Source organism: Streptomyces sp. SD15 (genome assembly GCF_054462255.1).
In genome coordinates this window covers 87,146-112,475 of sequence record NZ_JBTLMO010000027.1, presented here as the reverse complement: position 1 = coordinate 112,475, position 25,330 = coordinate 87,146, and the positions used below count along the sequence as shown (strand labels likewise).

Below are 25,330 nucleotides of genomic sequence, written 5' to 3'. Positions count from 1 at the left end.
GTTCCGCCAGTCTTCATGCGAGCGAGCCGCACGTTCTCTCCGTGCGACTCGCTCGTGTGCCTACTCGATGGTCCGCGGTACGTTCCGGTTGCGGTCCTCTTCCGAGATCCAGGTCTCTTCGTCCTCGACCAGGTAGTCGGGGCGTTCGCCCTGGCTATTCTCGTCGTTGGGCCGTCGACCATTGCGACCACCCATACCGCCAGCCATTGCACCGGCTCCGCGCTGGGTTCCGCCGCGGCTGCCGTGCAGGCCCGCACCGCCACCGGCGCCCTTGCCTGCGATGCCCTTGGCCGCTCCAACCACACCGCCACGGGACTTCGCAAGGGCTCCACGTCCGCCAGCGCCAGCACCACCTCGGCCGGCTGCGCCGGCTCCCCCGCCGCCCATGCCGCCCATACCGGCTCGGCCTCCGGCACCGCGACCTGCTGCCGCACCAGTACCAGCCGCGCGACCGCCGCCCGCAACACCGATGCCGCCGCGTCCGGCCGTGCCACGCCCGACGCCAGCACCTCCGCCAGGAGCCACGACGCCCGGGCCTTGAGCCCCGCCGGTCCCAACGCCGCCCCCGCCAACGCCGGGACCCCCGGTGCTAGTGCTGGGACCGGTACCCGTCAGACCGGGGGAGATGCTGTCCACCTTCGTCTTGGCTGTCGGGAGTTGTGCACCTCCCGTGATGCCCTGGTCACGGGGCACCGTTGGGGCCGGCTTGACGCTCGTGGTCGGACCTGCGCTCCACGGCTTACTACCTGATCCCGAAGCGCCCGGTCGAGACGCCCCGACACCGGAGGGGACGACCGGAGGCGGGTATTCCACATCGCGACTTGGCTCCTTGACGGTGCCATCGGGGTTTTGGATCACCCGATTCCTTTGCAGATTCCCCGTGATGCGCATGTACTGAGCACCCAGGTTCTCCATGACAGCGACACCATTGAGCTGAGCTTCTCGGCTCGCGCCGATCTTGCCCTCGTTGATTTCCGCTACTTCTTTCGCTGTCAGCTTACGGTCCTGGAGATCACTGGCTACTGCTTCACCGTTGTCCCATTTCCAGTCACTGAGAGCGTCGCCGACCTTGGCCCAGCCGCTAGGCTCTTCGATGTCGTCCAACTGCGCCTTGAACCTGCGGAGTTGTGAACCAGCGTCAGCCATCTGGGAGCCGTTTAGATCGGCATGCCAAGCTGCATTCCTGATGCTCTGAGAGATTTTCCGGGCCTGCGTCTCAAAACTCCGGGCCGCTTCCCCTTCCCAGTGCTCCAGGACATTGTCGACCGCCTTGTCGAGCAAGCCGGCGATGCCGCCTCCTTCACCACCGGAAAGAAGCTCGTTGACCTTGCCCCAGTGGCGGCCAACTTCCTCGATCGTCCCGGGATTGGTGCTCTCAAGCATCTGCTTGAGTTCCTTCAACGAGTACTCGATGAACTGAGTCTTGGTCTGAGGACGCCCCGGGTCCGCAACGCAGGTGTCATTCACGATCTCGGGCTTGGGCAGGTCCTTTTCACCGGCCATTTTGAACTCCTCCCTCTAATAGGTGATTCTCGATCGGACTACTTTGCAAACGAGCCGTTCGAGCTCCCCGTGCCACCACCCATTTGGTTCTTGTTCGCGTACTCCTGCTCGGTGTACTTGTCCTTGACCTTGGAAGTGCTCGTGCCGAACTTGTCGATCAGCCCATGCAGACTCTGGATCGTGTTCTCAAGATCGGTCTTCATGTTCTTGTGAGCCTCCTGCAGATCACCCGCCTCCAAGAAGAGGCACGTGTTCCCGAACGCGTCCATCGGGATCTCCGTGTTGTACCGCGACGTCTGCCCCGCTTTGTCCATGTCGTCCAGCAACGTCCAGAGCTTCCGGATGACCTCATCCATCGCGCTCAGGTCAACCCGCATCCCGTTACTCATACCCCGTTGTCCTCTCCCCTGTTTCTCAAGTTGTCAGCACCTTCTCGGTGCCCAAGTCATCGCCCAGCCCTAGCCGGACCGTCCAGCCCGTCCAACCCGCCGACTACGCCAGTCCCGCACAGCCACCCCACTCCCCGCAACCACCAGCGCCAGAGCCACGCCAATGCCCAACACGTACGTGGCTACCCGACGCTCCCGCTCAGCCTCGCTCTCGCCCATGGTCACCGCCATGGGGACAACCCCGCCCGCCCCGGCCGCCACCGGCGGATCCGGCTCAGGCGAGTTCCCCGGCGTGGAGTCATCCGACAATGCGGCGACCGGATCGACGACACCCCAGCCGATGAACTGGTTGGGCCCCCGCCCCGGCCGTTGGGCCGTTTCCTCGAGGCGAGTCGCGATCTGGGCCGCGTTCCAGGTCGGGTGTTTCTCCTTCAGGAGAGCCGCGACGCCCGCGACATACGGCGCCGCGAAGCTCGTGCCGTCGGCGGTGCACTGGCCGCCCTTCGGGACGGTGGAGACCATGCCGACGCCCGGTGCCGCGATGTCGACGAAGTCGCCGGACTGTGAGAAGAAGGCGCGTTCGTCGTTGCGGTCGGAGGCCGCCACTGCCAGGACGCCGTCGTACGAGGCGGGGTACGTCTTCGCGGACTTGCCGTCGGCTCCGTCGTTGCCCGCCGCCGCCACAATCAGGGCGCCCGAATTCACAGCGTCCGCCACGGCGCCCGCCAGTGTCGGGTTGTCTTCCTTGTTCGCCGTGTCCGAGGAGATGTTGATGATCTTTGCGCCCGCGGCGACCGCGGCACGGATGGCCGCCGACATGGTCCCCGAGTCGCCCTGCTTCTCCTCCCCGCCCGTGTAGCGGAAGGAGAGGATCTTGGCGTCCGGTGCGATGCCCTCGAAGCCCGTGCCCGCGATCGGGCGGGCGGCGATGATGCCCGCGACCCGGGTGCCGTGGCCCTCGATGTCGTCGGTGCCGTCCGCGGAGCCGCCGACGTAGGACTTGCCGCCCGAGGCCATGGCGCCGCGGAGCTGGGGGTTGGAGTCGTCGACGCCGGTGTCGATCACCGCGACTGTGACGTCCTTGCCCGTGGCCTGTTCGCGCAGCTGGTCCAGGAGGATCCGCTGGAGTGACCAGGGCGTGGACTTGATGACGTCGCCGCCGAAAACGCACTCCGAGCTGGCCGCCAGGCCGAATTCGGGATGGTCGGCGCCGGCGGAGTCGGCCAGTGCCGGTGGAGTCGATGCCCAGCAGATTCCCATGGCCGCGAGCACGCCAAAGGCCCGCTGCAGTGCGCGGGTTCCACTGTTGCGGCTGCGCGAACGGGCTGTCAGGCCCTCCACGTCCAGGCCCCTCATGTTCAGACTCCCAGGGCTTCCTTGCTTGCTTACGTCGATTACTACGTCCACTTCGCCTGCTTCGTTGACTTCGAAGCTGGGGCATGCGCGTTACCGATGTGTCGGCGACCGTGAAGATTCGCGGGATGTGTTGTGTACGACCCCGGAGAACGGGGCGGCCCAGCGGACGCCTTGGCATCCGCTGGGCCGATCCTCCGCATGTCACGCCCCTCGGGCCACCGGCGGGCTCAGCCCCAGGTGTTGGCGTTGCTCTTCTCAGTGGCCTGGTAGTTGTCGGCCGCGCTCTGCAGCGCCGTGGAGATCTTCAGCAGGGTCGCGTGCAGGTCAGCAGCGGTCTGGTCCCACTCGCGCTGCTTGCGCTGGTAACCCTCCTGCGCTTCACCTTCCCAGGAGTTGGCGACGCGCTTGACCGCGGCCTCGAGGTCATCGAGCTGCTGCTTGATGCGACCGGCGGTGGTCTTCACGTCCGTGGACGCGTTGGTGATGGTTGCGTAATTGACGAGAATCGACATCGTCGTTCCCTTTCAGGAAGAGTCGAAGGAAGTCGGTGGATACCAGTCGATACCAGTCGATACCAGTCGGCATCGATGGGACTGGGAAGAACTGCTGGAGAGTCAGCAGCTCTACGGCTTGATCAGCCGAAGTCCGACATGATCTTGCTGATCTCGGAGTTCTGCTGCTCTTCCGACGCGGAGTAGTTGCTCCGCGTGGAGTCCACGGCTTCCTTGATGTCGTTGAGGATGTCGCTCATCTTCTTCGCGTCCGCGTTCCAGCGTTCCTGCAGCTGGCGGTACGACTGGGACGCCTGGCCCTGCCAGCCGCCCGCGATCTGGTCGATCACTCCGTTGAGACGGCGGATCTCGCCCTGCAGCTGACCGTTCGCCGTGGTGATGTCACCGGAGAGCTTGGTCAGCTCGTCTTCTGTTACCCGGAACTGGCCGGCCATGTGAACCTTCCCCCATGTCGTCTTTGATCCGGGAAACCCTTACCAGTACCCGGAGTTGCGTCCCGTTCGTGAACGCTGGAAGCACTCTATCCTCCGCCTGTCACATACCCACGGGCAAGGTCTTTCAGTTACAGCATTCACACACCTGCGCGATGCGCAAGTGATCGGCCGCCGTCAAGTCCCCGCGCCCATAACCCCGTTGGTGCATCACTGGCTCTGCGGCTGCGCTGCGCTGCCAGTGTCCAGGGTGGGGCCCTTCGGAATGAATGTCGCCCAGGTCTGCGGCACGAACACGGGGCTGGAGAGGTCCTCGTAGCCCAGCCGCGTACGCGCCTTGGCCGTCTCGCTCGCGTCGCTCTCCGACGACGACGAGGACGAGGACGAGGACGAACCGCTGCCGCTTCCCTCCGCCTCACTGTCGTTGTTCGCCGGCAACGAGTACCGCAGGCCCGTGTCTGTCAGCAGGTACGTCGCACCGCCGCCCCCCGTCGCACCGGCGACCTCCTGGAAGAGGAGGCCCGAGCCGGACGAGACGTAGGCGCTCAGTGAATCGGTGATGACCTTCGTGGGGTAGTTCGTTCCGGCCCAGGCGGCGAGCTGCGGCTTCTGGTCATCGCCGATGGTGCCCTTGTAGACGCTGCACGAGGTGGTACGGGCCTCGCTGGACGCCGTGGCCGCAGGGTTGGCCTGCCGCGGAACGGTCTCGGGCCAGCCCTTGTTCTTGTAGAAGCTGCCCGCCGAGCCGCCGTTGGCTTCGATGATGTCCCGGGTGCTGACCTGGATGGCACTGGTCCCGTCGCGTGCAACCAGCAGGTTGGCGACGAGGGGCGTGATGGCAGCGACCTCGTTCTGGAGGACGACGTAGTACTGCTCGCCCTGAGCGTCCCGCGCCCTGAGTACCTGGCCCACCGTGCCCGCCTCGGCAGGGAGCTCCTGGACCGAGGTCGAGGCACCGGCGGACGGGACCGTCGGGAAGGTGATGTCCGCGCCCTCGTTGAGGGTGCTCAACCACTCCTGGCTCACCGGCTGCGGCTCGGCCGTGGCACTGCTGCCGATGACGGCGGAACGCAGCTGCTCCATGGAGGTGTCGTCGAGGCCCGACTCGCCGCCCAGCAGGAAGCGGTTGCCCTTGCCGTCGACCAGGTATTCCAGCTTGGTCTTGGGGTCGACGACGTACAGGGCCTCACGGGAATCGACCTTCCCCGCGTTCTCGAGCGACTTGGCGTCGGCGGCGTCGAAGACGAAGACGGCACGGTCGATGGCGCCTTGCGATCCCGGGGCCGGGCGCTCGCACACCGCCCAGGTCTTCGCCTCCTCCGCGTCCTCCTTGGAGGGCAGCCGGTCGGGGGCGTACGGGATGCCGATCGTCGCGCCGTGCCGGATGCCGCTCTTGTCGATCTCCTTGCCGGGGACCTCGAGGACGCTGCCCTTGCCCTTGTCGAGCAGCAGCTTCGCGGAGGCGTAGTTGAGGACCGGGTGGAGAACCTTCTCCACCTTGCTGTCCTTCGGGTTCGGGTCGAGGACCACGTACCGCGTCGTGGAGTCGCTGTCGACGATGATGTACTCACCCGGGGTGTCCCAGCCCTTGGGTGCCGCGGGCTTGATCACGCCCCAGGCGATGAAGCCGATCACCAGCACAACTCCCACCGCCAGGCTGGGCATCACCGTACGAATGGGACGCGGTGCGCCTTCTTCGGAGCCTCCCGGGGACGGCGCCAGAAACGCCGCGACGGTGCGCTTGCGAGCGAACGTGTAGGCGGCGAGCTCATCCCGACGCTGCTTTGCCATGGTCCCCGTGTCTCCCGAATTCTGGTCCCCGATGGTGCCCGACCGTGACTGATCGTGCCTGACCGTGAATCGTGAGGCGATGCCCTACCGCGCTGTGGTGTTCGATACCGCGCTGTGGTGTGCGATCGCGCTCGACGACAGGCCGCCGCTTCGGCCGAGCAGGCACCTACTATGCACTGCGCCGCGGGCCGACGATCCATCAGGGTACGGCCGTTCCGGCATCTTCACAGATCATCTTCACAGAGCTTCACCACAGCCCTCCACCATGCGCGCCTGGTCCGTGCGAGGCTGGCCACCCGGGGTTCGGTGTCCCCTGTGCCGCTGTGCCGCCTGTGCTCGGCAGCGGGTACCGTGAGCCACTCGTATGGACGATGCGGGCCGATGAACGCCCGACGAACGGCCACGACTTCGCGAAAGGGATGTCCCGGGGGATGACCAGCGCTACGAGCTCTCGGCGCGGACGCCGCGCACAGCAGCAACCGGACGGTTCGAGCGGCGGACGCGTGCCGACTCCGGCCCCCGCCGCCGCGTCGCCGCGCACACTGCCCAGCCCCGGCGGTATGGGCCCGGTACGGCTGCAGCAGCTGATCCTGGTGGAGCTCGCGGCGGGCGTCATGCTGGCCGCCTGGGTCACCGACGTGTCCTGGCTGCTGGCCCCGGCCGGTGCCGTGGCAGCGCTGCTGCTGCTGCTCGCGGTCCTGCGCCGCGGCCGTCGGCCGATGCCCGAGTGGTACGAGACGGCACGCGCGCTGAGGCGCCGTCAGCGCGAGGCCAAGCTGCCCGTGCCGCCCGGGACGGACCCGATGCTGGCTCCGGTCGTGGAGTGCGACCCTGCCCTGCGGACCGACGGCTTCGTGTCCCGTGACGACCGCTCGATCGGCCTCATCGGCGACGGGACCTTCCTGACCGCGGTGCTCTTCGTACAGCCCGCGGACCAGCCGTTGCGTCCCGAGTCCGCCGGACGCCAGCTGCCGCTCCGGCTGATCCAGGACGCGCTGGAGGTCGACGGGATCCGTCTCGCCTCCGCGCAGGTCGTGCAGCACACCCAGCCGGCGCCCGCGCCGCACCTGCCCCAACAGTCGCTCGCCGCGCGGTCGTACGGCCCGCTGCAGGAGCAGGCCGGTTCTCCCGCGCTTCGGCTCACCTGGGTCGCCCTCAAACTCGACCCGGAACTGTGCCCGGAGGCGGTTCAGGCGCGCGGAGACGGTGTTCCCGGGGCGCAGCGCGCACTGTTGCGGGTGGCGGACCAGCTGGCCAGCCGACTGGACGGGGCCGGATTCAAGGCGACCATCCTGGACGAGACCGAGCTGGTGCAGGCGCTCGCGACATCCAGTTGCCTGAACCCGCGGGTCAACGCCCAGCACGGCCAGGACGGGCGGTCGCCCCAGCGGCGTACGGTCGAGTCGGTACGGACCTGGCGGGTCGACGACCGGTGGCACACCACGTACTGGATCTCCCGCTGGCCGCAGTTGGGGGACGGCGGTGTGGCGCTGCCCGAGCTGATCACGCGGTTCACCTCGCTCCCCGTTCTCGCCACGACGTTCAGCGTGACCCTGAGCAAGGCCGGCAACCGGGGCATCTCCCTCGCCGGGCACATCCGCGTCACCGCCCGCGGTGACAGCGAACTCGGCCAGGTGGGGCGTGATTTGGAGCGGACCGCGAGTGCCGCGAAGGTCGGACTGGTCCGCCTCGACCGGGAGCAGGTCCCCGGAGCCCTCGCCACTCTGCCGCTCGGAGGTACGTACTGATGTCCCACCCCGCCTCGACCGTGCCCCCGGGACAGCCGGGCCGGACCACCCCCGCGCACGTGGCCTCGCCCACCGACACCGGCATGATCCCGATCATCCGGCAGCCGGAGGCGCCGCGGCAGCAACGGCGCGTCTTCAGCCCGGGGTTCGGACTGCGCGGGCCGCGCCGGAACCGCCATGTCGTCACCGTCGACGAACTACCGGCGATCAGCATGCCGATCGGCGACGACGGCGTGATCATCGGCACCCATCGGTCGTCGCAGCCGGCCGTGCTCGGCCTGTCCCGCCCCACCCCCTTCGACGTCGTACTCGTCGGCGGCCTCTGGCTCGCCCAGGTGCTGGCGTTGCGTGCCGCCGCGACGGGCGCGCGCGTGGGCGTGGAGACCGGTCGGCCGCAGGCCTGGCAGCAGCTGGCCCAGGCGGCGGGTGGCGGTCAGCAGTGCGTGACGGTCTACCCGGTGGGACGGGTGCCCGCTCAGGGTCCCTCCGTTTCGAGCCCGGTCGTCCTGTTCCGGGACTGTGGCATCCGCCCGCCGCGCGGGCGAGTGACCTCCCTGCCGTGGCAGGCCGTGGTGACGGTGCTGCCCTTTGTCAGCGACCACGCGCCGCGCTGGCTGGCCCAGGCTCAACTGGTCGGGATCCAGCGCATCTCGCCCCAGGAGACCGAGGTCGTTCAGAACACTCTGGGTATCCCGGACGAGCCCCTCCAGTACCTTTCGACCCTTCACGACAGCGTCGCCCTGTGGTGCACTCGTAAGCACCGCAGTTTCGTCATGACCGAACCCACCGACGCGGAGACGGGTCTGCTGGGCGTGGCCCGCCGTCTGGACTGACGCGTCGCTGTTTCCGGGAATGCGTCACCGTTTCCGGGAATGCGGTGCGAACCGGTCATGCCCATGGGCGCTTTTCCGTACCGCGATGTGAGTGATTAGGCTTCTGGTGATGCGGTGACGATCGCAGCCGCGTGGGGGGTTCGCCACTCGGTCCGCCCGGCCGCGACGACGACCAACTCAGCAGCAGTGGCTGACCAGGAGGCAAGCAGTGAACAGGGATCCGTCCGAGTACAACGGCGGCGGCGGTCCGTCCTCTGACGGGGACGAACAAGAGGTGGAACTCACCGGCGAGTTCGAAATCGTCTACACGCCTCCCGCCTGGTACGCCCCGAGCACCCAGTCCGGCTCCGCGGCCGCCGATCAGCGGAACGCCGGGCAGGCCTCACCACCGCCGCCGACCGGGTCGCCCGCCGGATCACCCGCCGGGCCCCTGGCCGGACCGCCCGGTGTTCCCGCACCGCAGGCTCCCGCGCCGGCACAGCCGTACGCTCCGAGCGCACCTCAGCAGCCCGCGCAGGGCGTGCCGAGCGCGGTCCAGTACGGCGCAGGTGGCCCTGGTGGCACGGGTGGCCACGGAGTTCCGCAGCCCTCCCAGCCGCCGCAGCCCTCCCAGCCGCCGCAGCCCTCCCAGCCGCAGCTGCCCTCCCAGCCGCCGCAGCCGCAGCCGCAGCCGCAGCCCGGTACGGCCCCCGCGGCCGGCGGCCCGGCGACCTCCGGCGGGTACGGCTACCCCCAGCAGGCGGGAGCGGGCGTGCCCCAGCCGAGCCAGGACACATCGGGCGGTCACGTTCCGGCTCAGCCGCCGGCGTCGCCCCAGCCGGCCGCCGCGCCCGGCTTCCCCGTGCTGCGACCGGTCGACGAGGACTCCCCGAGCAACCCGCCGCAGGCCGCCGCCCCGGCAGCGGGCGTTCCCGAAGAACCCGCCCCTGCGCAGCCGATGCCCGAGCTCAACCATGCCGCCGCCGATGCCGAGGCAGCGGCGCTGTTCGGCGGTGCCCACGACGCCGAGGAGCCGGAGGAGGAGCGGACCGACGAGGCGGAGCCGGGTGGCTCCGCCGAGTCCGAGTCCGGGTCCGGGTCCGTGTCCGGTGCTGAGGGCGAGGGGACGGCGAACGTCGGGTCCGACGCGGGCGCCCCCGCGCAGCCCGACGCCGATCCGGCGTCGGCGACAGCGGAAGCGGCGCCGGAGGCAGAGCCGGAGCCCGTCGTGCAGGCGCCCCCGGCCGGCCAGGGAATTCCCCCGCTGCCGCCGGGCTACATGCCCGTGCACCCCGCACAGGGAGTACCGCAGCAGGCAGGGCAGCCGGGCCAGCACGCCCCGGCCGCCGCCGGGCAGACCGACGGATACGGCTACCCCCAGCAGGCACCCCAGCAAGCACCCCAGCCCGGACAGCCCCAGCCCGGACAGCCGCAGCCCGGACAGCCCCAGACCGGACAGCCCCAGCCCGCCGGATACGGCTACCCCCAGACCCCCGCCCAGCCCCCGCACCAGCCGGGACAGCCCGAGCACCAGGCCCCGCCGCAGGGCGCGTTCGGCCCGCCCCAGCCGCCGGCCCCGCCACAACAGCAGCCCGGTTACGGTTACCCCGCGCAGGGCGGACAGTCGGCACCCGTCGACCCGCGGCTGGCGCCCCAGCCCCCACAGCCGCAGGCCGGACACCCGCAGGCCCCCGGATACGGCTACCCCCAGCAGGCACCCCAGCAGGCACCCCAGCCCGGACAGCCGCAGCCCGGACAGCCCCAACCCGCCGGATACGGCTACCCCCAGACCCCCGCCCAGCCGCCGCAGCAGCCACATGCGGGCTACAACTACCCGCAGTCCACGCCCCACCAGCAGCCCGCGCCCCAACAGCAGCCCCCGGCGCAGCAGCAGCCCCCGGCCCAACAGCCCGCCGCTCCACCCGCCCCCGCCGCCTACGGCAACCAGGGCTGGACCGCCCCGCCCGGTCCGCAGGCCGGTCCCGGTGCCCCCCAGCAGCAGCAAGCCGCGCCCGGCACCCCGCTCGGCTACAACGCCGCCGTCGAGCTGTCCTCCGACCGGCTGCTGCGCAACCAGCCCAAGGCCCGCAAGAACAACCAGGGCCCGTCCCGCTTCAAGCTCGGCGCCAAGAAGGAGGAGGCGGAGCGGCAGCGGAAGCTGGGGCTGATCCGTACGCCGGTGATGTCCTGCTACCGGATCGCGGTGATCAGCCTCAAGGGCGGTGTCGGCAAGACCACGACGACCATGTCGCTCGGTGCCACGCTCGCCACCGAGCGCCAGGACAAGATCCTTGCGATCGACGCCAACCCGGACGCCGGCACCCTCGGCCGACGGGTGCGACGCGAGACGGGCGCCACCATCCGCGACCTGGTGCAGGCGATCCCGCAGCTGCACAGCTACATGGACATCCGCCGCTTCACCTCGCAGGCGCCGTCGGGTCTCGAGATCATCGCCAACGACGTGGACCCGGCGGTCTCCACCACCTTCAACGACCAGGACTACCGCAGCGCGCTCGACGTGCTGGGCAGGCAGTACCCGATCATCCTCACGGACTCCGGTACCGGTCTGCTCTACAGCGCGATGCGCGGAGTCCTGGATCTCGCCGACCAGTTGATCATCATCTCCACGCCCTCGGTGGACGGTGCGAGCAGCGCCTCGACCACGCTCGACTGGCTGTCGGCGAACGGGTTCGCCGATCTCGTCCAGCGGTCGGTCACCGTGATCTCCGGTGTCCGCGAGACGGGCAAGATGATCAAGGTGGAGGACATCGTCGCGCACTTCGAGACCCGTTGCCGCGGTGTCGTCGTGATCCCCTTCGACGAGCACCTCTCGGCGGGCGCCGAGGTGGACCTCGACATGATGCGTCCCAAGACCCGCGAGGCCTACTTCGATCTCGCCGCGCTCATCGCCGAGGACATCGCCCGCACGCAGCAGGGCTTCGGCAACCCGAACATGCAGTACCAGCAGCCCCCGCAGGGGTACGCGCCCCAGCAGGGGTACGCGCCCCAGCAGCCCTACGCCCAGCCCGGCGCCGCCCCCCAGCCGGGGCAGCAGTGGCAGCAGCCTCCGCAGCAGCAGCCCGGACCGGGCGAGGGCTGGCAACAGCAGCCGGCGCCCCAGGTTCCGCAGCAGGACCAACCGCAGCACGGCGTCGTACCGCCCGGCTGGACACAGCAGTAGCGGAGGTCGGCCGGCAGCGGAGGGCCGGCACCGCCGGCCCCAGGGCAGCCCCACCCGCCGCACCAGAGCCAGGACCAGACCCCTCCCCCGCCCGCGCCCCCTCAGCAGTAACCCGATCGGCCCCTTTCGAGGGGCCGATTTATCACCTGGGCCCGCACCGTTCCCTCACGGTGCGGGCCTTCGTGTGTCCAGGGACGAAACGGGGCGCCACGCCCTGGCCAGGAGGGCTTCACCGGTCTGAACCAATGGGCACGAAATTACCGCCGACTTGTTATTTCCGCAGGCCACACGGGGTCCTCGCGCCGTTGACGGGCCAAGACCGCCGCTGGTAGACACGCACATCAACCCAGCCGACGTGCCCGATCAAGTAGGTCAATCAGCCATCCCTGCGCAAGCGATGACGCGAGGTCACCGACCCATGAACAGACAAGATCAGCCCGACAGAAACCGCCGCCCCCGACTCATCGCCGCCGCAGGCGTCGGCGCTCTCGCTCTCACCGCCGCCCTCGCGACCCCGCTCAACCCGGCCCCGCAACAGGCCCATGCCAAGGAGAGCAAGAAGGTCCTCACCGTCGCGGTCGCGCAGAGCGTCGACTCGCTGAGTCCGTTCCTCGCGACGCGCCTGGTCAGTACGAGCATTCACCGGCTCACGTACGAATATCTGACCAACTACGACGCCACGGACAACCGCGCGATCCCGGGCCTCGCCACCAAGTGGGAGCCGTCCGCCGACAAACTCACCTGGACCTACACGATCCGCTCCAACTCCAAGTGGTCGGACGGCCGGCAGGCCACCGCCGAGGACGCGGCATGGACCTTCAACAAGATGATGACCGACGACGGCGCCGCCACCGCCAACGGCAGCTTCGTCACCAACTTCAAGAAGGTCACCGCCCCGAGCCCCACCCAGCTCGTCATCGAACTGAAGAAACCGCAGGCCACGATGGCCGCCCTCGACGTCCCGATCGTGCCCCAGCACATCTGGGAAAAGGTCGGGGACTTCTCGAAGTTCAACAACGACAAGAACGTCCCCGTGGTCGGCAACGGGCCGTTCATCCTCACCGACTACAAGGCCGACAGCTACGTACGCTTGAAGCCCAACAAGAGCTTCTGGCGCGGCACGCCCAAGTTCGACGAGCTGGTCTTCAAGTACTACAAGGACGGTGACGCGGCCGTCGCGGCCCTGCGGAAGGGCGAGGTGTCGTTCGTCTCCGGCCTGACGCCGGCCCAGTCGGCCGCGCTCGAGAGCGAGCGGAACATCAAGGTCAACGACGCCCCCGGCCGCCGCTTCTACGCCCTCGCCACCAACCCGGGCGCCCAGGCCAAGGACGGCAAGCACTTCGGTGACGGAGCCGAGTCGCTGCTCGACCAGAAGGTGCGCCAGGCGCTGTTCCTGGCGATCGACCGGAAGACCCTCGTCGACAAGGTCTTCCAGGGCCACGCCGTCGAGGGCGAGGGATATATCCCGCCGCGCTTCTCCACGTACTACTGGAAGCCGTCGGCGAGCCAGACCCTCGCGTACGACCCGGCCAAGGCGGCCCAGCTCCTCGACGAGGCGGGCTACAAGAAGAACGGGGACGGCAAGCGCGTCGAGAAGAACGGCAAGCCGATCAACTACCGCGTCCTGTGCCACGCCACCGACCCGAACGACAAGGCGGTCGGCCAGTACCTCAAGGAGTGGTACGGAAAGCTGGGCATCGGCGTCACCCTGGACTGCCGGGACAACGTGACCGACCCATGGCTCGCCGGCACGTACGACCTGGCGTTCGACGGCTGGTCCGTCAACCCGGACCCCGACTTCGTCCTGTCCATCCACACCTGCGCGGCCCTGCCCGCCACCGCCAAGGACACCGGCGCGACCGACAACTTCATCTGCGACAAGAAGTACGACGAGCTCTACGACCAGCAGCTCGCCGAGTACGACCCCGCCAAGCGGGCGGACCTCGTCAAGCAGATGGAATCGCGGCTGTACGACACCGGGTACATGAACGTCATGGCGTACCCGAACGCGGTCGAGGCCTATCGCACCGACCAGATCAAGTCGATCGAGACGATGCCCAAGGCGGCGGGCAACATCTACGGCCAGGACGGTTACTGGAGCTGGTGGTCGGCGGTTCCGGCGGGCTCCTCCGGTGCGTCCTCCGACGGTTCGAGCTCGACGGGCGTCATCATCGGCATCGTCGCGGGCGTCGTCGTCCTCGTCGGCGCCGGGGTGTTCTTCGCGAAGCGGCGCCGCGCGACGGCCGAGGACCGCGAGTGACCCCCACACACAACCTTGAGTAGCCCCCCCCCACCACACAACCGCGAGTAGCCCCCACCCCACACGGGCACCCCATGAACGTACGAGCGAATGAGTAGTTCATGACCGCTGAGGCAACACCCTCGCTGGTCGAGGCGACCGACGGTCCGGCCGACGCCGGGCCGTCGGTCCGCGGGCCACGGGCGCGTACCGGCGCCGCGTATCTGCGCTATGTGGCGGGCAAGTTGGGCGGCGCGGCCGTCTCGCTGCTCGCCGTCCTCGTCACCAGCTTCTTCCTCTTCCGGCTCATCCCCGGCGACCCGGTCAAGTACATGACGGGCGGTCGCCAGGTGTCCGCCGAGCAACTCGCCAACTACCGCAAGGAGTTCGGGCTCGACCTGCCGATGTGGGAGCAGTTCACGGAGTACTGCGGCAAGGCGCTCACCGGTGATCTGGGCACCTCGTACCAGTTCCGGGCGCCCGTCATCGACAAGATCACCGAGGCGCTGCCGAACACCCTCCTGCTCACCGGCACGGCGTTCGTCCTCTACACCGTGCTCGGCATCTTCATCGGCACCCGCAGCGCGTGGCGCAACGGCGGACTCTCCGACCGGCTCCACACAGGTCTGGCGCTGACCCTCTACTCCATCCCGTCGTTCTGGCTCGGGCTGCTGCTCATCATCGTCTTCTCGGTGGGCATGGGCCCGATCCCCGGCCTCTTCCCGACCGGCGGCATGGAGTCGGGGGGCAAGGAGGGCTTCGCGTACGTCATCGATGTCGCCCACCATCTGATCCTGCCGGTGGTGACGCTGGTCGCGGTCGAGTACGGGCAGACGCTGCTCGTCACGCGCTCGGCGCTGCTCGACGAGATGGGCAGCGACTATCTGACGACGGCGCGGGCCAAGGGCCTCAGGGACGACCTGGTACGACGCCGCCACGCCGTGCCGAACGCGCTGCTGCCGACCGTGACACTGATCTTCATCAACCTCGGCCGGACGGTCGCGGGAGTGATCCTCGTCGAGACCGTCTTCTCCTGGCCGGGGCTCGGCGGGCTCTTCTACCAGGCCCTGAGCGTGCCCGATCTGCCGCTGGTCCAAGGGCTGTTCTTCGTCTTCGCGGCGGCGGTGATCGTGATGAACATGCTGGCCGATCTGATCTATCCGCTGCTGGACCCACGGGTGGGCCGATGACCGCGACCGAGTCGGACGGGCCGATGACAACCGAATCCACCGCGGCCGAAAAGGCCGAACCAACCGAACCGGCCGCGCCAGTGTCGGCGAGGAGCCCCCGCGCGCTCGCCCGGCAACGCCGCCGCCACTCCGCCGCCCGCTTCTGGAAGCAGTACCGCACCCACCGGGCAGGAGTCTTCGGGCTCGCCGCCCTCGGCCTCTTCGCGCTCATCGCGCTGACCGCGCCGCTGACCGTCGGCTCCGACGTGCAGAGCGTCACCGACGCGCCCGGGCGGCCGATGGAGAGTCCGAGTGCCGAATTCCCGCTGGGCACCGATCAGTTCGGACGCAGCCTGCTCGGGCTGGTGGTGTGGGGCGCCCGGGTCTCGCTGCTCGTCGGGCTGCTCGCGGCGGTGCTGTCCGTCGCGATCGGCGCGCTGATCGGCATCACCGCCGGGCACTTCCGCGGCTGGTACGCGACCGTGATCATGCGGATCACGGACTGGTTCCTGGTCATGCCGACGCTCGTCCTCGCGATCGCGCTGGCCACCGTGCTGACCCGGTCGCTCGGCACGATCATCCTGGCCATCGGCGTCACCACCTGGCCCACGACGGCCCGCCTGGTCCGCGCGCAGACCCTCGCCGTGGAGTCGCGGCCGTACATCGAGCGGGCGAAGGCGCTCGGCGGCGGGCACTGGCACGTCATGTCCCGTCACGTGCTGCCCAATGTGATGCCGCTGGTGCTGGCCCAGACGACGCTGATCATCTCCTCCGCGATCCTCGCCGAGGCGACGCTCGCGTTTCTCGGACTCGGCGATCCGACGGTCGTCTCGTGGGGCGGGCTGCTCCAGGACGCGCGGGAGGCAGGCGCGGTCAGCGCGGGCAAGTGGTGGTATCTGGTACCGCCGGGTATCGCGATCGCGGTGGTCGCGCTGGCGTTCACCCTGTGCGGGCGCGCGGTCGAATCGGTCCTCAACCCCAAGCTGGGGGTGGCGCGATGACGCTCCTTGACGTCAGGAACCTCGCAGTGACGTACGCGGGTGGGGCGGCCGCCGTACGCGGCGTGGACCTCTCCCTCGAAGCGGGCCAGAAGCTCGGTATCGCGGGCGAGTCCGGCTGCGGAAAGTCCACGCTGGCGCTCGCGCTGCTGCGGCTGCTGCCCGCGGGCACCCGCACGAGCGGGGAGATCCTGCTCGACGGCGAGGACGTGCTGACGATGAAGTGGGGCCGGGTGCGGGCGGTCCGCTGGGCGGGCGCCTCGATCGTCTTCCAGGGCGCGATGCATTCGCTCAACGCCGTGCACCGCATCGGCGACCAGATCGCCGAGCCGATCCTGCTGCACAAGAAGGCGACCCCGGCGGGCGCGCGGAAGAAGACCGGCGAGCTGCTCGAACACGTGGGCCTGCCCGCCGCCCGCGCGGACGCGTACCCGCACGAGCTGTCCGGCGGCCAACGCCAACGCGTCATGATCGCCATGGCGTTGGCCTGCGACCCCCGGCTGGTCATCGCCGACGAACCGACCACGGCCCTCGACGTGATGATCCAGGCACAGATCCTGCGCCTGATCGAACAGCTCGTCGCCGAGCAGGAGCTGGGCCTCGTCATGATCAGCCACGACCTCGCCGTACTGGCCGACACCTGCGACCGGCTCGCGGTGATGTACGCGGGCCGGGTCGTCGAGGAGGGCCCCGCCCGGCAGGTGTACGAGGACGCCCGGCATCCGTACGGCACGGCCCTGTCGGCGGCGTTCCCGCGCATCGGCGACGCGGCGTCACGGTTCGCGCCGCGCGGCCTGCCGGGCGATCCGCCGGATCCGTCGGCGCTGCCGTCCGGCTGTACGTTCCATCCCCGGTGTCCGGTGGCGCTGGAGTCGTGCGGTACCCAGGACCAGCCCTTGCGGGACGCGGGTGAGGGGCGGTGGGCGGCCTGTGTGCACGTGGGCGCCGCGGCCGTAGCAGCGGAACCAGCCAGGAGCACCCCATGACGACACCGCCCACGCCGACACCTCCCACACCGCCCACACCTCCTATGACGACGCCGCCCGTGCCGACATCTCCTCTCCTCTCCGCGGAAGGCCTGCACGTCTCGTTCCCCGGCCGGCACGGCGCCGCCCGCGCCCGTGCGGTCGACGGCGTCGACCTCGACATCCGGCCCGGTGAGATCGTGGCCCTGGTCGGCGAGTCGGGCTGCGGCAAGACGACACTGGCCCGCTCCCTCCTGGGCCTCGTCCCACCGACCGGCGGCCGCGTCACCTTCGACGGCAAGCCACTCGACTACTCCTCGCGCTCCCTGAAGGCCTACCGCAAGCGCGTCCAGCTGGTCCTCCAGGATCCGAGCGGCTCACTCAACCCCCGGCACACGGTGTACGACGCGGTGGCCGAGGGGCTGCGCATCCACGGTTACGGCGGCGACGAGCAGGCAGCGGTCGCGGGAGCCCTCTCCCGGGCCGGCCTGCGCCCGCCGGAGCGCTTCTTCCTCCGCTACCCGCACGAACTCTCCGGCGGCCAGCGCCAGCGTGTCGTCATCGCGGGCGCACTCGTCCTGGAGCCCGAACTCATCGTCGCCGACGAGCCGGTGGCCTCGCTCGACGCGTCGGTACGCGGTGAGATCCTCGCCCTGCTGCTGCGACTGCGCGCCGAACTCGGCCTGTCCGCCCTGGTGGTGACCCATGACCTGGGCCTGGCGTGGAACATCGCCGACCGGGTCGCGGTGATGTACCTGGGCCGGATCGTGGAGACGGGCGAGGTGGAGAAAGTCCTGACGGCACCTCAGCACCCGTACACCCAGGCCCTGTTGTCCGTGCTCCCCGAGGCGCCGGGCGACCCCGTCGTCCTGACCGGCGAGCCACCGGACCCGTCCCGCATCCCGTCCGGCTGCCGTTTCCACGCGCGCTGCCAGATCCTGGCGAGTGGGGAGGCGGAGCAGGCGGGGGTCGCGGACGCCTGCCGCAGCCGGGATCCGGAGGTGCTGGGCGGGGGCGGTGCGGCGCAGGTGGCCTGCCACTGGGCGACATCCGCGGTCACTCGGTAGGTACGTCGATGGGGGCGGCCGGTGCGCTGAAAAGCACCGGCCGCCCCCATCGACGTATCCGCCGAATGCCCTACGCGGCGTCGTACGCCTCGATCAGCTCCCGCGACCGCTTCACGTCGTCCGCGATGGCCTCCAGCAGCGCCTCGATGGAGTCGAACTTGGCCATGCCGCGGACGTAGGCGAGGAAGTCGACGGCAACGTGCAGGCCGTACAGGTCGAGGCCGACGCGGTCGATGGCGTACGCCTCCACCGTGCGCTCGGTGCCGTCGAACTGCGGGTTCGTGCCGACCGAGATCGCGGCGGGCATCGCCTCACCCTCGACGTGCAGCCAGCCGGCGTAGACGCCGTCGGCGGGGATCGCGGTGTGCGGCAGGGTCTCGACGTTGGCGGTCGGGAAGCCGAGGTCGCGGCCGCGCTGGGCGCCACGGACGACGATGCCCTCGACGCGGTGCGGGCGGCCCAGGATCTCGCGCGCGCCCTCGACGTCGCCCTCGGCGACGAGCCGCCGGGTCAGGGTCGAGGAGAAGGGCAGGCCGCCGCCGGCCGCACCGCTCACGTACAGCTCCACCACCTCGACCTCGAAGTCGTACGTCTCGCCCTGCTCACGGAGGAAGTCGACGTTGCCGGTGGCCTTGTGGCCGAAGCGGAAGTTCGGGCCCTCGACGACGGCCTTGGCGTGCAGCTTGTCGACGAGGACCTTCACCACGAAGTCGGCGGGCGACAGCTTCGAGAACTCGGTGGTGAAGGGGAGGATGAGCAGCGCGTCCACGCCCAGCTCGGCCATCAGTTCGGCGCGGCGGTGGTGCGGGGCGAGCAGCGGGGGGTGGCTGCCGGGGCGCACGACCTCGCTCGGGTGCGGGTCGAAGGTGACGACGACGGAGGGCACGCCCAGCTCACGGGCGCGCTCCACCGCATGCCGGATGATCAGCTGGTGTCCGCGGTGCACCCCGTCGTAGGAACCGATGGTGACGACGCTGCGCCCCCAGTCCTCGGGGATGTCCTCCAAGCCACGCCAGCGCTGCACTGTGACCGCTCCTTGTCGAACGTGTGTCCGTGATTGCCTCATTCGCAGCTCTAAGGGTGCCATGCCGCGTGCGCGCGGTTCGCATCGGCATCGGGGTGTGACGCATCGCGCACGGGTCAGACCGGAACCCGCACCCCGGCCAGGCTCTCGATCATGCGGCGGGTGCTCGGGCCGACCACGCCGGCCCACTCCTCCGGCGCGCAGGTCAGCCAGCGGGCCACGAGTCCGGCGAAGCCGGGGACCTGGTGGGCCAGGTCGACGAGACCGCGGTCGAAGCCGGTGGCACCGGCAGGGGTACGGACCATGAGCAGGCCTGTCCGGTGCACCAGCTCGCGGGTGGGCTCCTCGCCCCGACGTGCCACGCCGTCCACGGCGGCCCGCAGCAAGGTGTCGAGGACGGCCGGGTCCTGCTCGTGCGCGAGCAGCAGGTCCAGCAGCTCGCGGCGCAGGGCGCCGGAGGTGCGGCTGCCGGGAGCCGCCAACACCGCCGCGAGGGCCGCCCGCACCGGCGCGGGGCAGCCGACCAGCAGGCCGGTGACCAGGGGAAACAGCACCGCGCGAGCGGCGGGCCCGTGGTCCAGACGCCGGTCCACATACGCGGCGACGTCCGCGGCGGCCGCCGGGCGCAGCTCCACCACCTCCCGTACCAGCGTGGCGACGCGGCGGGCGAGGGCCGGCGTGGTGACGTCGGCGAGCGTGCGCAGCACCTCGCCCGTGTCCGGGCCCGACTGCCGCAGCCGGGCCCGGAAGGCGCCGAACACCGGGTCCGGGTGCGTGGCCAGGGCCGCGACCAGCGCGCTCGCGGGCAACTGCGCGTCACCCGCGGCGAACCGCTCCAACGCCTGCGGCAGGTACCGGGCCCGGGTCCATGGATCCCGTACGAGGAGGCCGAGCGCTCCGCCGTGCAGCATGCTGTCGGCGGGGCGGGCCAGCAGGGCGAGCGCCGCGTAGCGCAGGAGCTCGCGGTCGGCCTCGGTGCGGACGTGCGGCGCGGCGCGCAGCCCGTACGCCACCGCCGCCACCCGCCGCGCCGGTCGTCCGTCGTGTGCCCACCGGTCCACCGCCCGGCACACGGCCGACGGCTCCTCCTCCGCGAGCACGGTCAGCAGCTCGTCGCCCCGCCGGTGCGCACAGCCGACCAGCGCCTCCGCCAGCTCGTCCAGGGCGCGCCTCCGGTGCGTGTACAGCAAGGCCTGCGCGGCGGTCGCCACGGTCGCGTGGGGCGTCGCGGGCAGCGGGCGGTCGTCGTCGAACCAGCGGGTGAGGTGGAGCGGTACGCCGGTGGGGTCGGCGGCGAGGAGACGGGCCACGGCGTCCAGGTAGCGCGGGGACGCGGTCCCGGAGTCGCAGGGGGCCCTGTCCGCGACGACCAGGCGCCTCAGCAGGTCGAGCCGCTCCGCCTTCGGCAGTGGCAACGCCTCCCAGAAGGACGGCCCGAACTCCCCCGGCACGCCCCGGCCCTGCTCCCGCCACGCCACGGTCCGCTCGGCGAGCAGTCGCAGGACCCCGGCGTACGGCGTCGCGTCGGGCACGCGGGACACGACGTCACCGAGGAGACGGGTGGCCCACCAGGTGGGGTCCCCGGGCGGGGCGGATGCCTCCGGCGGCGGGGCGGATGCCTCCGGCGGCGGGGCGTCCATGGCGTGAACCAAGTCCTCCAGGCGGATGGCCAGTTCGGCGGCGCCCTGTTGACGGGCCAGCAGGAGCAGGGCCTGGACGACGGGGCCGATGCGGTGGCGAGGGAGGGGGCGGGAATGGGCTTGGGTGTGGGGCGGGGTGGCCGAGGTTGCTGGGGTGGACGAGGTTGCGGGGATGGCCGAGGTTGCGGGGATGGCCGGGGAGACTGGTCAGCGCGGGCCACCGGCGGCCCTCCGGCGACGCGTCGCGGTCGTCCCGGCTTTCGGCCCGGCTCCCGGTCCGGATTTCGGTCCGGCTCCCGGTCCGGCCGGGGGCCCGGCCGCCTCTGCCGACGGGGACGAGGGCACCCGTTGCGCCGGGACGCGATCCGTTCGCGTGGTCGCGCCCGCCACTGCGGGCGGGGGTGCCGACGGGGTTCCCGTCGTGCCCGCGCCCGCGGTACTCGTCGCGGAAGACCCGGCCATGCCCCACCCCGCAGGCGCCGCCCGCCGGGCGTCGCGGCCCCGGTGGACCAAGGCGTGCAGGGCCGCGTCCAGGTCCAGGTGGGTGCCCTGGATCCAGTCGGCGAGTTCTTCGTGGGCGAAGCGGTAGCCGTTGCCGGCCGGGACCAGGAGGCCCTCGGTGAGGACGGCGGAGGCCCAGCCGGTGGTACGGCCGAGTCGGCGCCCGGGGGCGGTGCCCCACGGGAAGACGGCTTCGAAGGACTCGCGGTCCAACTCGCCCTGCCCGGGCCCCAGACAGCGCCGCGCGGCCTCGTGCACCTGGCCGGAGACCTGGGCGGCGAGACGTCGTACGGCCGTGCCGCGCAGCCCGTTCGCCGCCGCGAGCCGGACCGCGACGCGCAGGCACATCAGGTCCAGGTGGGCGGAGAAGACCTCGTCCCGGTCCAGCCGTAGGGCGAGCGTGTCCGGCAGCGCGGCCAGCACCTCCGACAGCAGCCGCAGTGTCAATGGGTGCCGTGCGTCGGCCTCCGCCAGTGCGTCCTCGGGGATCCCGGCCCGGGTCCGGACCCGCCGCGCCTCCCCCTCGGTCAGATCGCCCAGCCGGACACCGGGCGGAGACAGCGGTTGCGCGTCGGCCCCGGCCCGGTGCAGCAACTCCCCCGGAAACTCCGCTCCGGCCTGCTCCCAGTATTCGGCCCGGCACGCCACGACGAGCCGCGCCCCGGTCGCCCGCAGCCACTCGGCCGTCCCCGCGGTCCAGTGAGGCAGCCGGTGGGCGAGCGCGGGCGGCATCTCCTCGGGTCCGTCGAGAAGGAGGAGCAGCGGGCGTCCGGTGTCCCGCGCCAGCCGGGCCAGGCGATCGGGTTCGATGTCGCCCAGTTCACCGCCGTACCGGTCGGGAGGCAGCACCCCCGAAGGGCCGGACTGTCGCTCCTCAAACTCTCCGGCCTCGCCTTGCTTCCCGGGCTCCCCCGGCTCCCTCGAGGCCGCCACGATCAGCCCCGCCCGCTCCAGCGTCCGTGACGCCGCGTCCGCGACGGAGGTGTCCGTGGCGAGGAGGTCGGCACCGCGCAACCAGAGCGTGGGTGCCGGTTCCGCGCCCCGGGCGCGGCGGGCGGCGAGGGCCGCGAGTTCTGTCGTACGGCCGCTGCCGGGCGGGCCGACGAGCCCGAGGACGGCGGCCGGACCGTCCGCGAAGGCCGCGAACTCCCGTACCACGGCGGCCCGTTCGACGGGCGGACCGGACACCCCGCCGCCGGTTCCCGCCGATGTCGCGGCCCCCGGCCCGTCCGACCCCACCGAGGTCGCCGTGAGCTCCAGGACACCTGCCGGATTGAGATCGGCCCCGTACGCGGGCACCGTCGCCGCATTGCGGGCCAGCAGCGCCGCGAGCGGCTCCTCGACGCCCGGCCGCCGCAGCGGGACGGCGAAACCCGCCGCCGGGTGCCCGGTGTGCAGCGCGGTGCCGAGGACGCCGACCACCGCCCCGGTCGACGCGTCGAGCACCGGTCCCCCGGCCGCCCCGCCACCCAGGCGGAGCGCGTCCGCACCCGCCGTACCGATCGCCAACTCCACGGCGTCGTCGAGGAGATGGAAGCGATCGGTCGCCGTGTACGTCGCGGCGGTGGTGCCGAGCACCCGCGCCTCGCGCCAGCCGCCCGCGGCGATCCGGACGTACCTGCCGGTCTCGACCCGGTCCCGCACGGTGATGGGCAGCGGGTCGAGGCCGAGGCCCTCGGTGCGTACGAGCGCCAGATCGGCTTCCGGGAGGGGTGTGACGGCGTCGGCGGTCACCACGCAGATGCGGTCGCCGGGGGCGTGGAGGACGAGGCGGGTGACGCCGTCGACGGCCTCGTGGCTGGTGATCACCGTGCCGTGGTGGTCGGCGGCGAAGCCCGTGCCGCGCGGGCGTCCCGCCAGGTCGCGGATGCACACCAGGGCTTGGTCCCGCGTCCGGCGGGTGTCGTCCGGTGTCTGCTCGTTCCCGGTCCGCGGGCCGCGTCCCGCCATGCTCGAACCTCCCCGCCGCGCTCCTGTTTCCGACGGTAGGCGCGGAGTGATCAGCGGGACAGATCGCGTGGCGAACGCGCCCCCTTCCGCTCCCTCGGTTCACTCCGAGCGCCTGCTCGATGGGGTGAATGGGGGAGGCCGGATGGATACACCCATGGGTGGGGGAACCGAGGGGGGACCGTGGAGCGGCGGACACGAAGCCCCGTGACCGCCGCTCCACGCGCGAGCGCCTCTGGCCGCCCCGCAGGGCCCATCGGCGTCAGCCGAACACCGCGAGGCTCTTGGCCTTCCCCTTCTGCTCCTCCACCAGCGCCAGGAACGCTCCCGACGGATCGAAGACCGCCACGGCGCCCTTGCCCGCGTAGGTCTCGGGCATCTCCAGGCGTACGCCGTTGAGGAGCAGCCGCGCCCGCTTGGCGTCGACATCCCAGCGCGGGAACGCGGCCGCGGCCGCCTCCGCGATCGGCATCACGGTCAGCTCCTCCTGGAGCTGGTCGAGGGTGCGCGCGGAGTCGAGCTTGTACGGGCCGACGCGGGTGCGGCGCAGCGCGGTGAGATGACCGCCGACTCCCAGGTCCGCGCCCAGATCGCGAGCCAGCGCGCGGATGTACGTCCCGGACGAGCACACCACCGAGACGACCAGGTCGAGCACCGGCGTGCCGTCCTCGGCGACCGCGTCGCGGATGTCGTACACCGCGAACGAGGAGATGGTCACCGGGCGGGCCGGGATCTCGAAGTCCTCGCCGTCGCGTGCCCGCTTGTACGAGCGCACGCCGTCGATCTTGATGGCGCTGACCTTGGACGGGACCTGCATGATGGCGCCGGTCAGCTTGGCGACGCCGGCGTCGATGGCCTCACGCTTGACGTCCGACGCGTCCGTGGACGACGTGATGTCGCCCTCGGCGTCGTCGGTCACCGTGTTCTGGCCGAGCCGGATCGTGCCGAGGTACTCCTTCTCGGTGAGCGCGAGGTGCCCGAGGAGCTTGGTCGCCTTCTCGACGCCGAGGACGAGCACGCCCGTCGCCATGGGGTCGAGGGTGCCGGCGTGTCCGACGCGGCGGGTTCTGGCGATCCCGCGCATCTTGGCGACCACGTCGTGCGAAGTGAAGCCCGACGGCTTGTCGACAATGACAAGCCCGTCGGGCGTCCGGTGCTTCTCGGTCATTCGGCGGCTTCGCCCGTCTCGTCCTCGTCGTCCGGCTTCTTGTACGGGTCCGCGTCACCGGCGAAGGTGGCGCCGGCCGAGACCTCGCGCACCTTCGCGTCCGAGGCCCGTGCCTTGTCGAGCAGGTCCTCGATGGTCTTGGCGGTGTCCGGCAGGGCGTCCGCGACGAAGGTCAGCGTCGGCGTGAACTTCACGCCCGCCGCCGCGCCGACCGCTGAGCGGAGCACGCCCTTGGCGCTCTCCAGGCCCGCGGCCGCGGCCGCGCGCTCCTCGTCGTCCCCGTACACCGTGTAGAAGACGGTCGCCTCCCGGAGGTCCCCGGTGACCCGGGTGTCCGTGATGGTCACGTGTGAACCGAGCCGCGGGTCCTTGATCCCGCGCTGCAGCTTCTGGGCCACCACCTCTCGAATGAGGTCCGCCAGCCTCTTCGCCCGCGCGTTGTCGGCCACTGGTCCGTCTCCTTCTTCGCCTTGCTTGTTTCGTCAATCTTCGTCTTTGTGGAGCCTGCGCCGTACCGACAGCAACTCCACCTCCGGTCGAGCCGCGACGAGCCGTTCGCACCGGTCCAGTACGTCGGTGAGGTGCTCGGTGTCTCCGGAGACCACCGCGAGGCCGATCTCGGCCCTGCGGTGCAGGTCCTGGTTGCCCGTCTCCGCCACGCTCACCACGTACTTGCGCTGGAGCTCGGCCACGATGGGCCGGACGACTGAGCGTTTCTCCTTCAGCGAGCGAACGTCGCCGAGGAGCAGGTCGAAGGACAGTGTCCCCACGTACATGTGTAACCGGATGTCCCGCCGGTACGGGATAGACGGCCTGCCAATCACTTGGCAGGGACATCAGAACCGTACAACGAACGGGTGGGGGTGCTCGACGGATATTTTCGCCCCCG

19 protein-coding genes and 1 pseudogene are annotated in these 25,330 nt (G+C 70.7%); 8 read left to right on the top strand and 12 right to left on the bottom strand.

What is annotated here, in order from left to right:
- Positions 1 to 60: 60 nt before the first annotated feature.
- From ACX28W_RS25660 to eccB, 6 genes are all read right to left on the bottom strand, one after another.
- Complete coding sequence (locus tag ACX28W_RS25660; protein ID WP_459001734.1) at positions 61 to 1,503, bottom strand: hypothetical protein; 1,443 nt, start codon at positions 1,501 to 1,503, stop codon at positions 61 to 63.
- Positions 1,504 to 1,541: 38 nt separating this feature from the next.
- The gene (locus tag ACX28W_RS25655; RefSeq protein ID WP_459001732.1) at positions 1,542 to 1,892 is read right to left on the bottom strand and encodes a hypothetical protein; all 351 of its coding nucleotides are present in this window, start codon (positions 1,890 to 1,892) and stop codon (positions 1,542 to 1,544) included.
- Positions 1,893 to 1,961: 69 nt separating this feature from the next.
- A complete protein-coding gene (gene mycP / locus ACX28W_RS25650; RefSeq protein WP_459001731.1) occupies positions 1,962 to 3,248 on the bottom strand; it encodes a type VII secretion-associated serine protease mycosin in 1,287 nt (428 codons plus the stop codon).
- Between the two features lie 227 nt (positions 3,249 to 3,475).
- On the bottom strand, positions 3,476 to 3,760 hold the full coding sequence (locus ACX28W_RS25645; protein WP_362074657.1) for a WXG100 family type VII secretion target: 285 nt from the start codon (positions 3,758 to 3,760) through the stop codon (positions 3,476 to 3,478).
- Between the two features lie 122 nt (positions 3,761 to 3,882).
- Entirely contained in the window at positions 3,883 to 4,194 is a 312-nt protein-coding gene (locus ACX28W_RS25640) for a WXG100 family type VII secretion target (protein WP_459001728.1), read from the bottom strand.
- 207 nt (positions 4,195 to 4,401) lie between these two features.
- A complete protein-coding gene (gene eccB / locus ACX28W_RS25635) occupies positions 4,402 to 5,982 on the bottom strand; it encodes a type VII secretion protein EccB (protein WP_459001727.1) in 1,581 nt (526 codons plus the stop codon).
- A gap of 431 nt (positions 5,983 to 6,413) precedes the next feature.
- On the opposite strand from eccB, the gene eccE reads away from it, so the two are divergent.
- The 8 genes from eccE to ACX28W_RS25595 all read left to right on the top strand — a co-directional run bounded on the left by eccE (position 6,414) and on the right by ACX28W_RS25595 (position 18,161).
- Entirely contained in the window at positions 6,414 to 7,730 is a 1,317-nt protein-coding gene (eccE, locus tag ACX28W_RS25630) for a type VII secretion protein EccE (RefSeq protein WP_459001726.1), read from the top strand.
- Positions 7,730 to 8,563, top strand: coding sequence for a hypothetical protein (locus ACX28W_RS25625; RefSeq protein ID WP_459001725.1), 834 nt, complete (start codon positions 7,730 to 7,732; stop codon positions 8,561 to 8,563). The genes eccE and ACX28W_RS25625 overlap by 1 nt, the downstream gene beginning before the upstream one ends.
- Positions 8,564 to 8,771: 208 nt before the next feature.
- Positions 8,772 to 11,723, top strand: a complete 2,952-nt coding sequence (locus tag ACX28W_RS25620) for an SCO5717 family growth-regulating ATPase (protein WP_459001724.1) — start codon at positions 8,772 to 8,774, stop codon at positions 11,721 to 11,723.
- A gap of 418 nt (positions 11,724 to 12,141) precedes the next feature.
- Entirely contained in the window at positions 12,142 to 13,983 is a 1,842-nt protein-coding gene (locus ACX28W_RS25615) for an ABC transporter substrate-binding protein (RefSeq protein WP_459001723.1), read from the top strand.
- Between the two features lie 101 nt (positions 13,984 to 14,084).
- Complete coding sequence (locus ACX28W_RS25610) at positions 14,085 to 15,152, top strand: ABC transporter permease (protein ID WP_459001722.1); 1,068 nt, start codon at positions 14,085 to 14,087, stop codon at positions 15,150 to 15,152.
- Complete coding sequence (locus tag ACX28W_RS25605) at positions 15,149 to 16,132, top strand: ABC transporter permease (RefSeq protein ID WP_459001720.1); 984 nt, start codon at positions 15,149 to 15,151, stop codon at positions 16,130 to 16,132. Before ACX28W_RS25610 ends, ACX28W_RS25605 begins: the two co-directional genes overlap by 4 nt.
- Positions 16,129 to 17,115, top strand: coding sequence for an ABC transporter ATP-binding protein (locus ACX28W_RS25600; RefSeq protein WP_459001719.1), 987 nt, complete (start codon positions 16,129 to 16,131; stop codon positions 17,113 to 17,115). Before ACX28W_RS25605 ends, ACX28W_RS25600 begins: the two co-directional genes overlap by 4 nt.
- A 44-nt stretch (positions 17,116 to 17,159) precedes the next feature.
- Complete coding sequence (locus tag ACX28W_RS25595; RefSeq protein WP_459001750.1) at positions 17,160 to 18,161, top strand: ABC transporter ATP-binding protein; 1,002 nt, start codon at positions 17,160 to 17,162, stop codon at positions 18,159 to 18,161.
- A gap of 70 nt (positions 18,162 to 18,231) precedes the next feature.
- On the opposite strand, the gene ACX28W_RS25590 is transcribed toward ACX28W_RS25595, so the two are convergent.
- The 6 genes and pseudogenes from ACX28W_RS25590 to ACX28W_RS25565 form a co-directional block, all read right to left on the bottom strand.
- Positions 18,232 to 19,185 carry a bifunctional riboflavin kinase/FAD synthetase gene (locus tag ACX28W_RS25590; RefSeq protein ID WP_459001718.1) on the bottom strand — a complete coding sequence of 318 codons (954 nt, stop codon included), beginning with the start codon at positions 19,183 to 19,185 and terminating at the stop codon, positions 18,232 to 18,234.
- Between the two features lie 116 nt (positions 19,186 to 19,301).
- A complete protein-coding gene (locus ACX28W_RS25585; protein ID WP_459001717.1) occupies positions 19,302 to 20,825 on the bottom strand; it encodes a hypothetical protein in 1,524 nt (507 codons plus the stop codon).
- A 351-nt stretch (positions 20,826 to 21,176) separates the two neighbouring features.
- A pseudogene (locus tag ACX28W_RS25580) lies at positions 21,177 to 23,276 on the bottom strand (trypsin-like peptidase domain-containing protein); the annotation flags it as partial.
- Positions 23,277 to 23,535: 259 nt separating this feature from the next.
- On the bottom strand, positions 23,536 to 24,441 hold the full coding sequence (truB, locus tag ACX28W_RS25575) for a tRNA pseudouridine(55) synthase TruB (RefSeq protein WP_459001716.1): 906 nt from the start codon (positions 24,439 to 24,441) through the stop codon (positions 23,536 to 23,538).
- Positions 24,438 to 24,890, bottom strand: a complete 453-nt coding sequence (rbfA, locus tag ACX28W_RS25570) for a 30S ribosome-binding factor RbfA (RefSeq protein WP_459001714.1) — start codon at positions 24,888 to 24,890, stop codon at positions 24,438 to 24,440. Before rbfA ends, truB begins: the two co-directional genes overlap by 4 nt.
- A 33-nt stretch (positions 24,891 to 24,923) precedes the next feature.
- On the bottom strand, positions 24,924 to 25,217 hold the full coding sequence (locus ACX28W_RS25565) for a DUF503 domain-containing protein (RefSeq protein ID WP_459001712.1): 294 nt from the start codon (positions 25,215 to 25,217) through the stop codon (positions 24,924 to 24,926).
- Positions 25,218 to 25,330 lie beyond the last annotated feature (113 nt).

What these genes read in the sequence shown, in the direction of transcription:
- ACX28W_RS25660 (WP_459001734.1), bottom strand. Translation starts at nt 1,503, where the DNA reads ATGGCCGGTGAAAAGGACCTGCCCAAGCCCGAGATCGTGAATGACACC.
- ACX28W_RS25655 (WP_459001732.1), bottom strand. Translation starts at nt 1,892, where the DNA reads ATGAGTAACGGGATGCGGGTTGACCTGAGCGCGATGGATGAGGTCATC.
- mycP (WP_459001731.1), bottom strand. Translation starts at nt 3,248, where the DNA reads ATGAGGGGCCTGGACGTGGAGGGCCTGACAGCCCGTTCGCGCAGCCGC.
- ACX28W_RS25645 (WP_362074657.1), bottom strand. Translation starts at nt 3,760, where the DNA reads ATGTCGATTCTCGTCAATTACGCAACCATCACCAACGCGTCCACGGAC.
- ACX28W_RS25640 (WP_459001728.1), bottom strand. Translation starts at nt 4,194, where the DNA reads ATGGCCGGCCAGTTCCGGGTAACAGAAGACGAGCTGACCAAGCTCTCC.
- eccB (WP_459001727.1), bottom strand. Translation starts at nt 5,982, where the DNA reads ATGGCAAAGCAGCGTCGGGATGAGCTCGCCGCCTACACGTTCGCTCGC.
- eccE (WP_459001726.1), top strand. Translation starts at nt 6,414, where the DNA reads ATGACCAGCGCTACGAGCTCTCGGCGCGGACGCCGCGCACAGCAGCAA.
- ACX28W_RS25625 (WP_459001725.1), top strand. Translation starts at nt 7,730, where the DNA reads ATGTCCCACCCCGCCTCGACCGTGCCCCCGGGACAGCCGGGCCGGACC.
- ACX28W_RS25615 (WP_459001723.1), top strand. Translation starts at nt 12,142, where the DNA reads ATGAACAGACAAGATCAGCCCGACAGAAACCGCCGCCCCCGACTCATC.
- ACX28W_RS25610 (WP_459001722.1), top strand. Translation starts at nt 14,085, where the DNA reads ATGACCGCTGAGGCAACACCCTCGCTGGTCGAGGCGACCGACGGTCCG.
- ACX28W_RS25605 (WP_459001720.1), top strand. Translation starts at nt 15,149, where the DNA reads ATGACCGCGACCGAGTCGGACGGGCCGATGACAACCGAATCCACCGCG.
- ACX28W_RS25600 (WP_459001719.1), top strand. Translation starts at nt 16,129, where the DNA reads ATGACGCTCCTTGACGTCAGGAACCTCGCAGTGACGTACGCGGGTGGG.
- ACX28W_RS25595 (WP_459001750.1), top strand. Translation starts at nt 17,160, where the DNA reads ATGACGACGCCGCCCGTGCCGACATCTCCTCTCCTCTCCGCGGAAGGC.
- ACX28W_RS25585 (WP_459001717.1), bottom strand. Translation starts at nt 20,825, where the DNA reads ATGGACGCCCCGCCGCCGGAGGCATCCGCCCCGCCGCCGGAGGCATCC.
- truB (WP_459001716.1), bottom strand. Translation starts at nt 24,441, where the DNA reads ATGACCGAGAAGCACCGGACGCCCGACGGGCTTGTCATTGTCGACAAG.
- ACX28W_RS25565 (WP_459001712.1), bottom strand. Translation starts at nt 25,217, where the DNA reads ATGTACGTGGGGACACTGTCCTTCGACCTGCTCCTCGGCGACGTTCGC.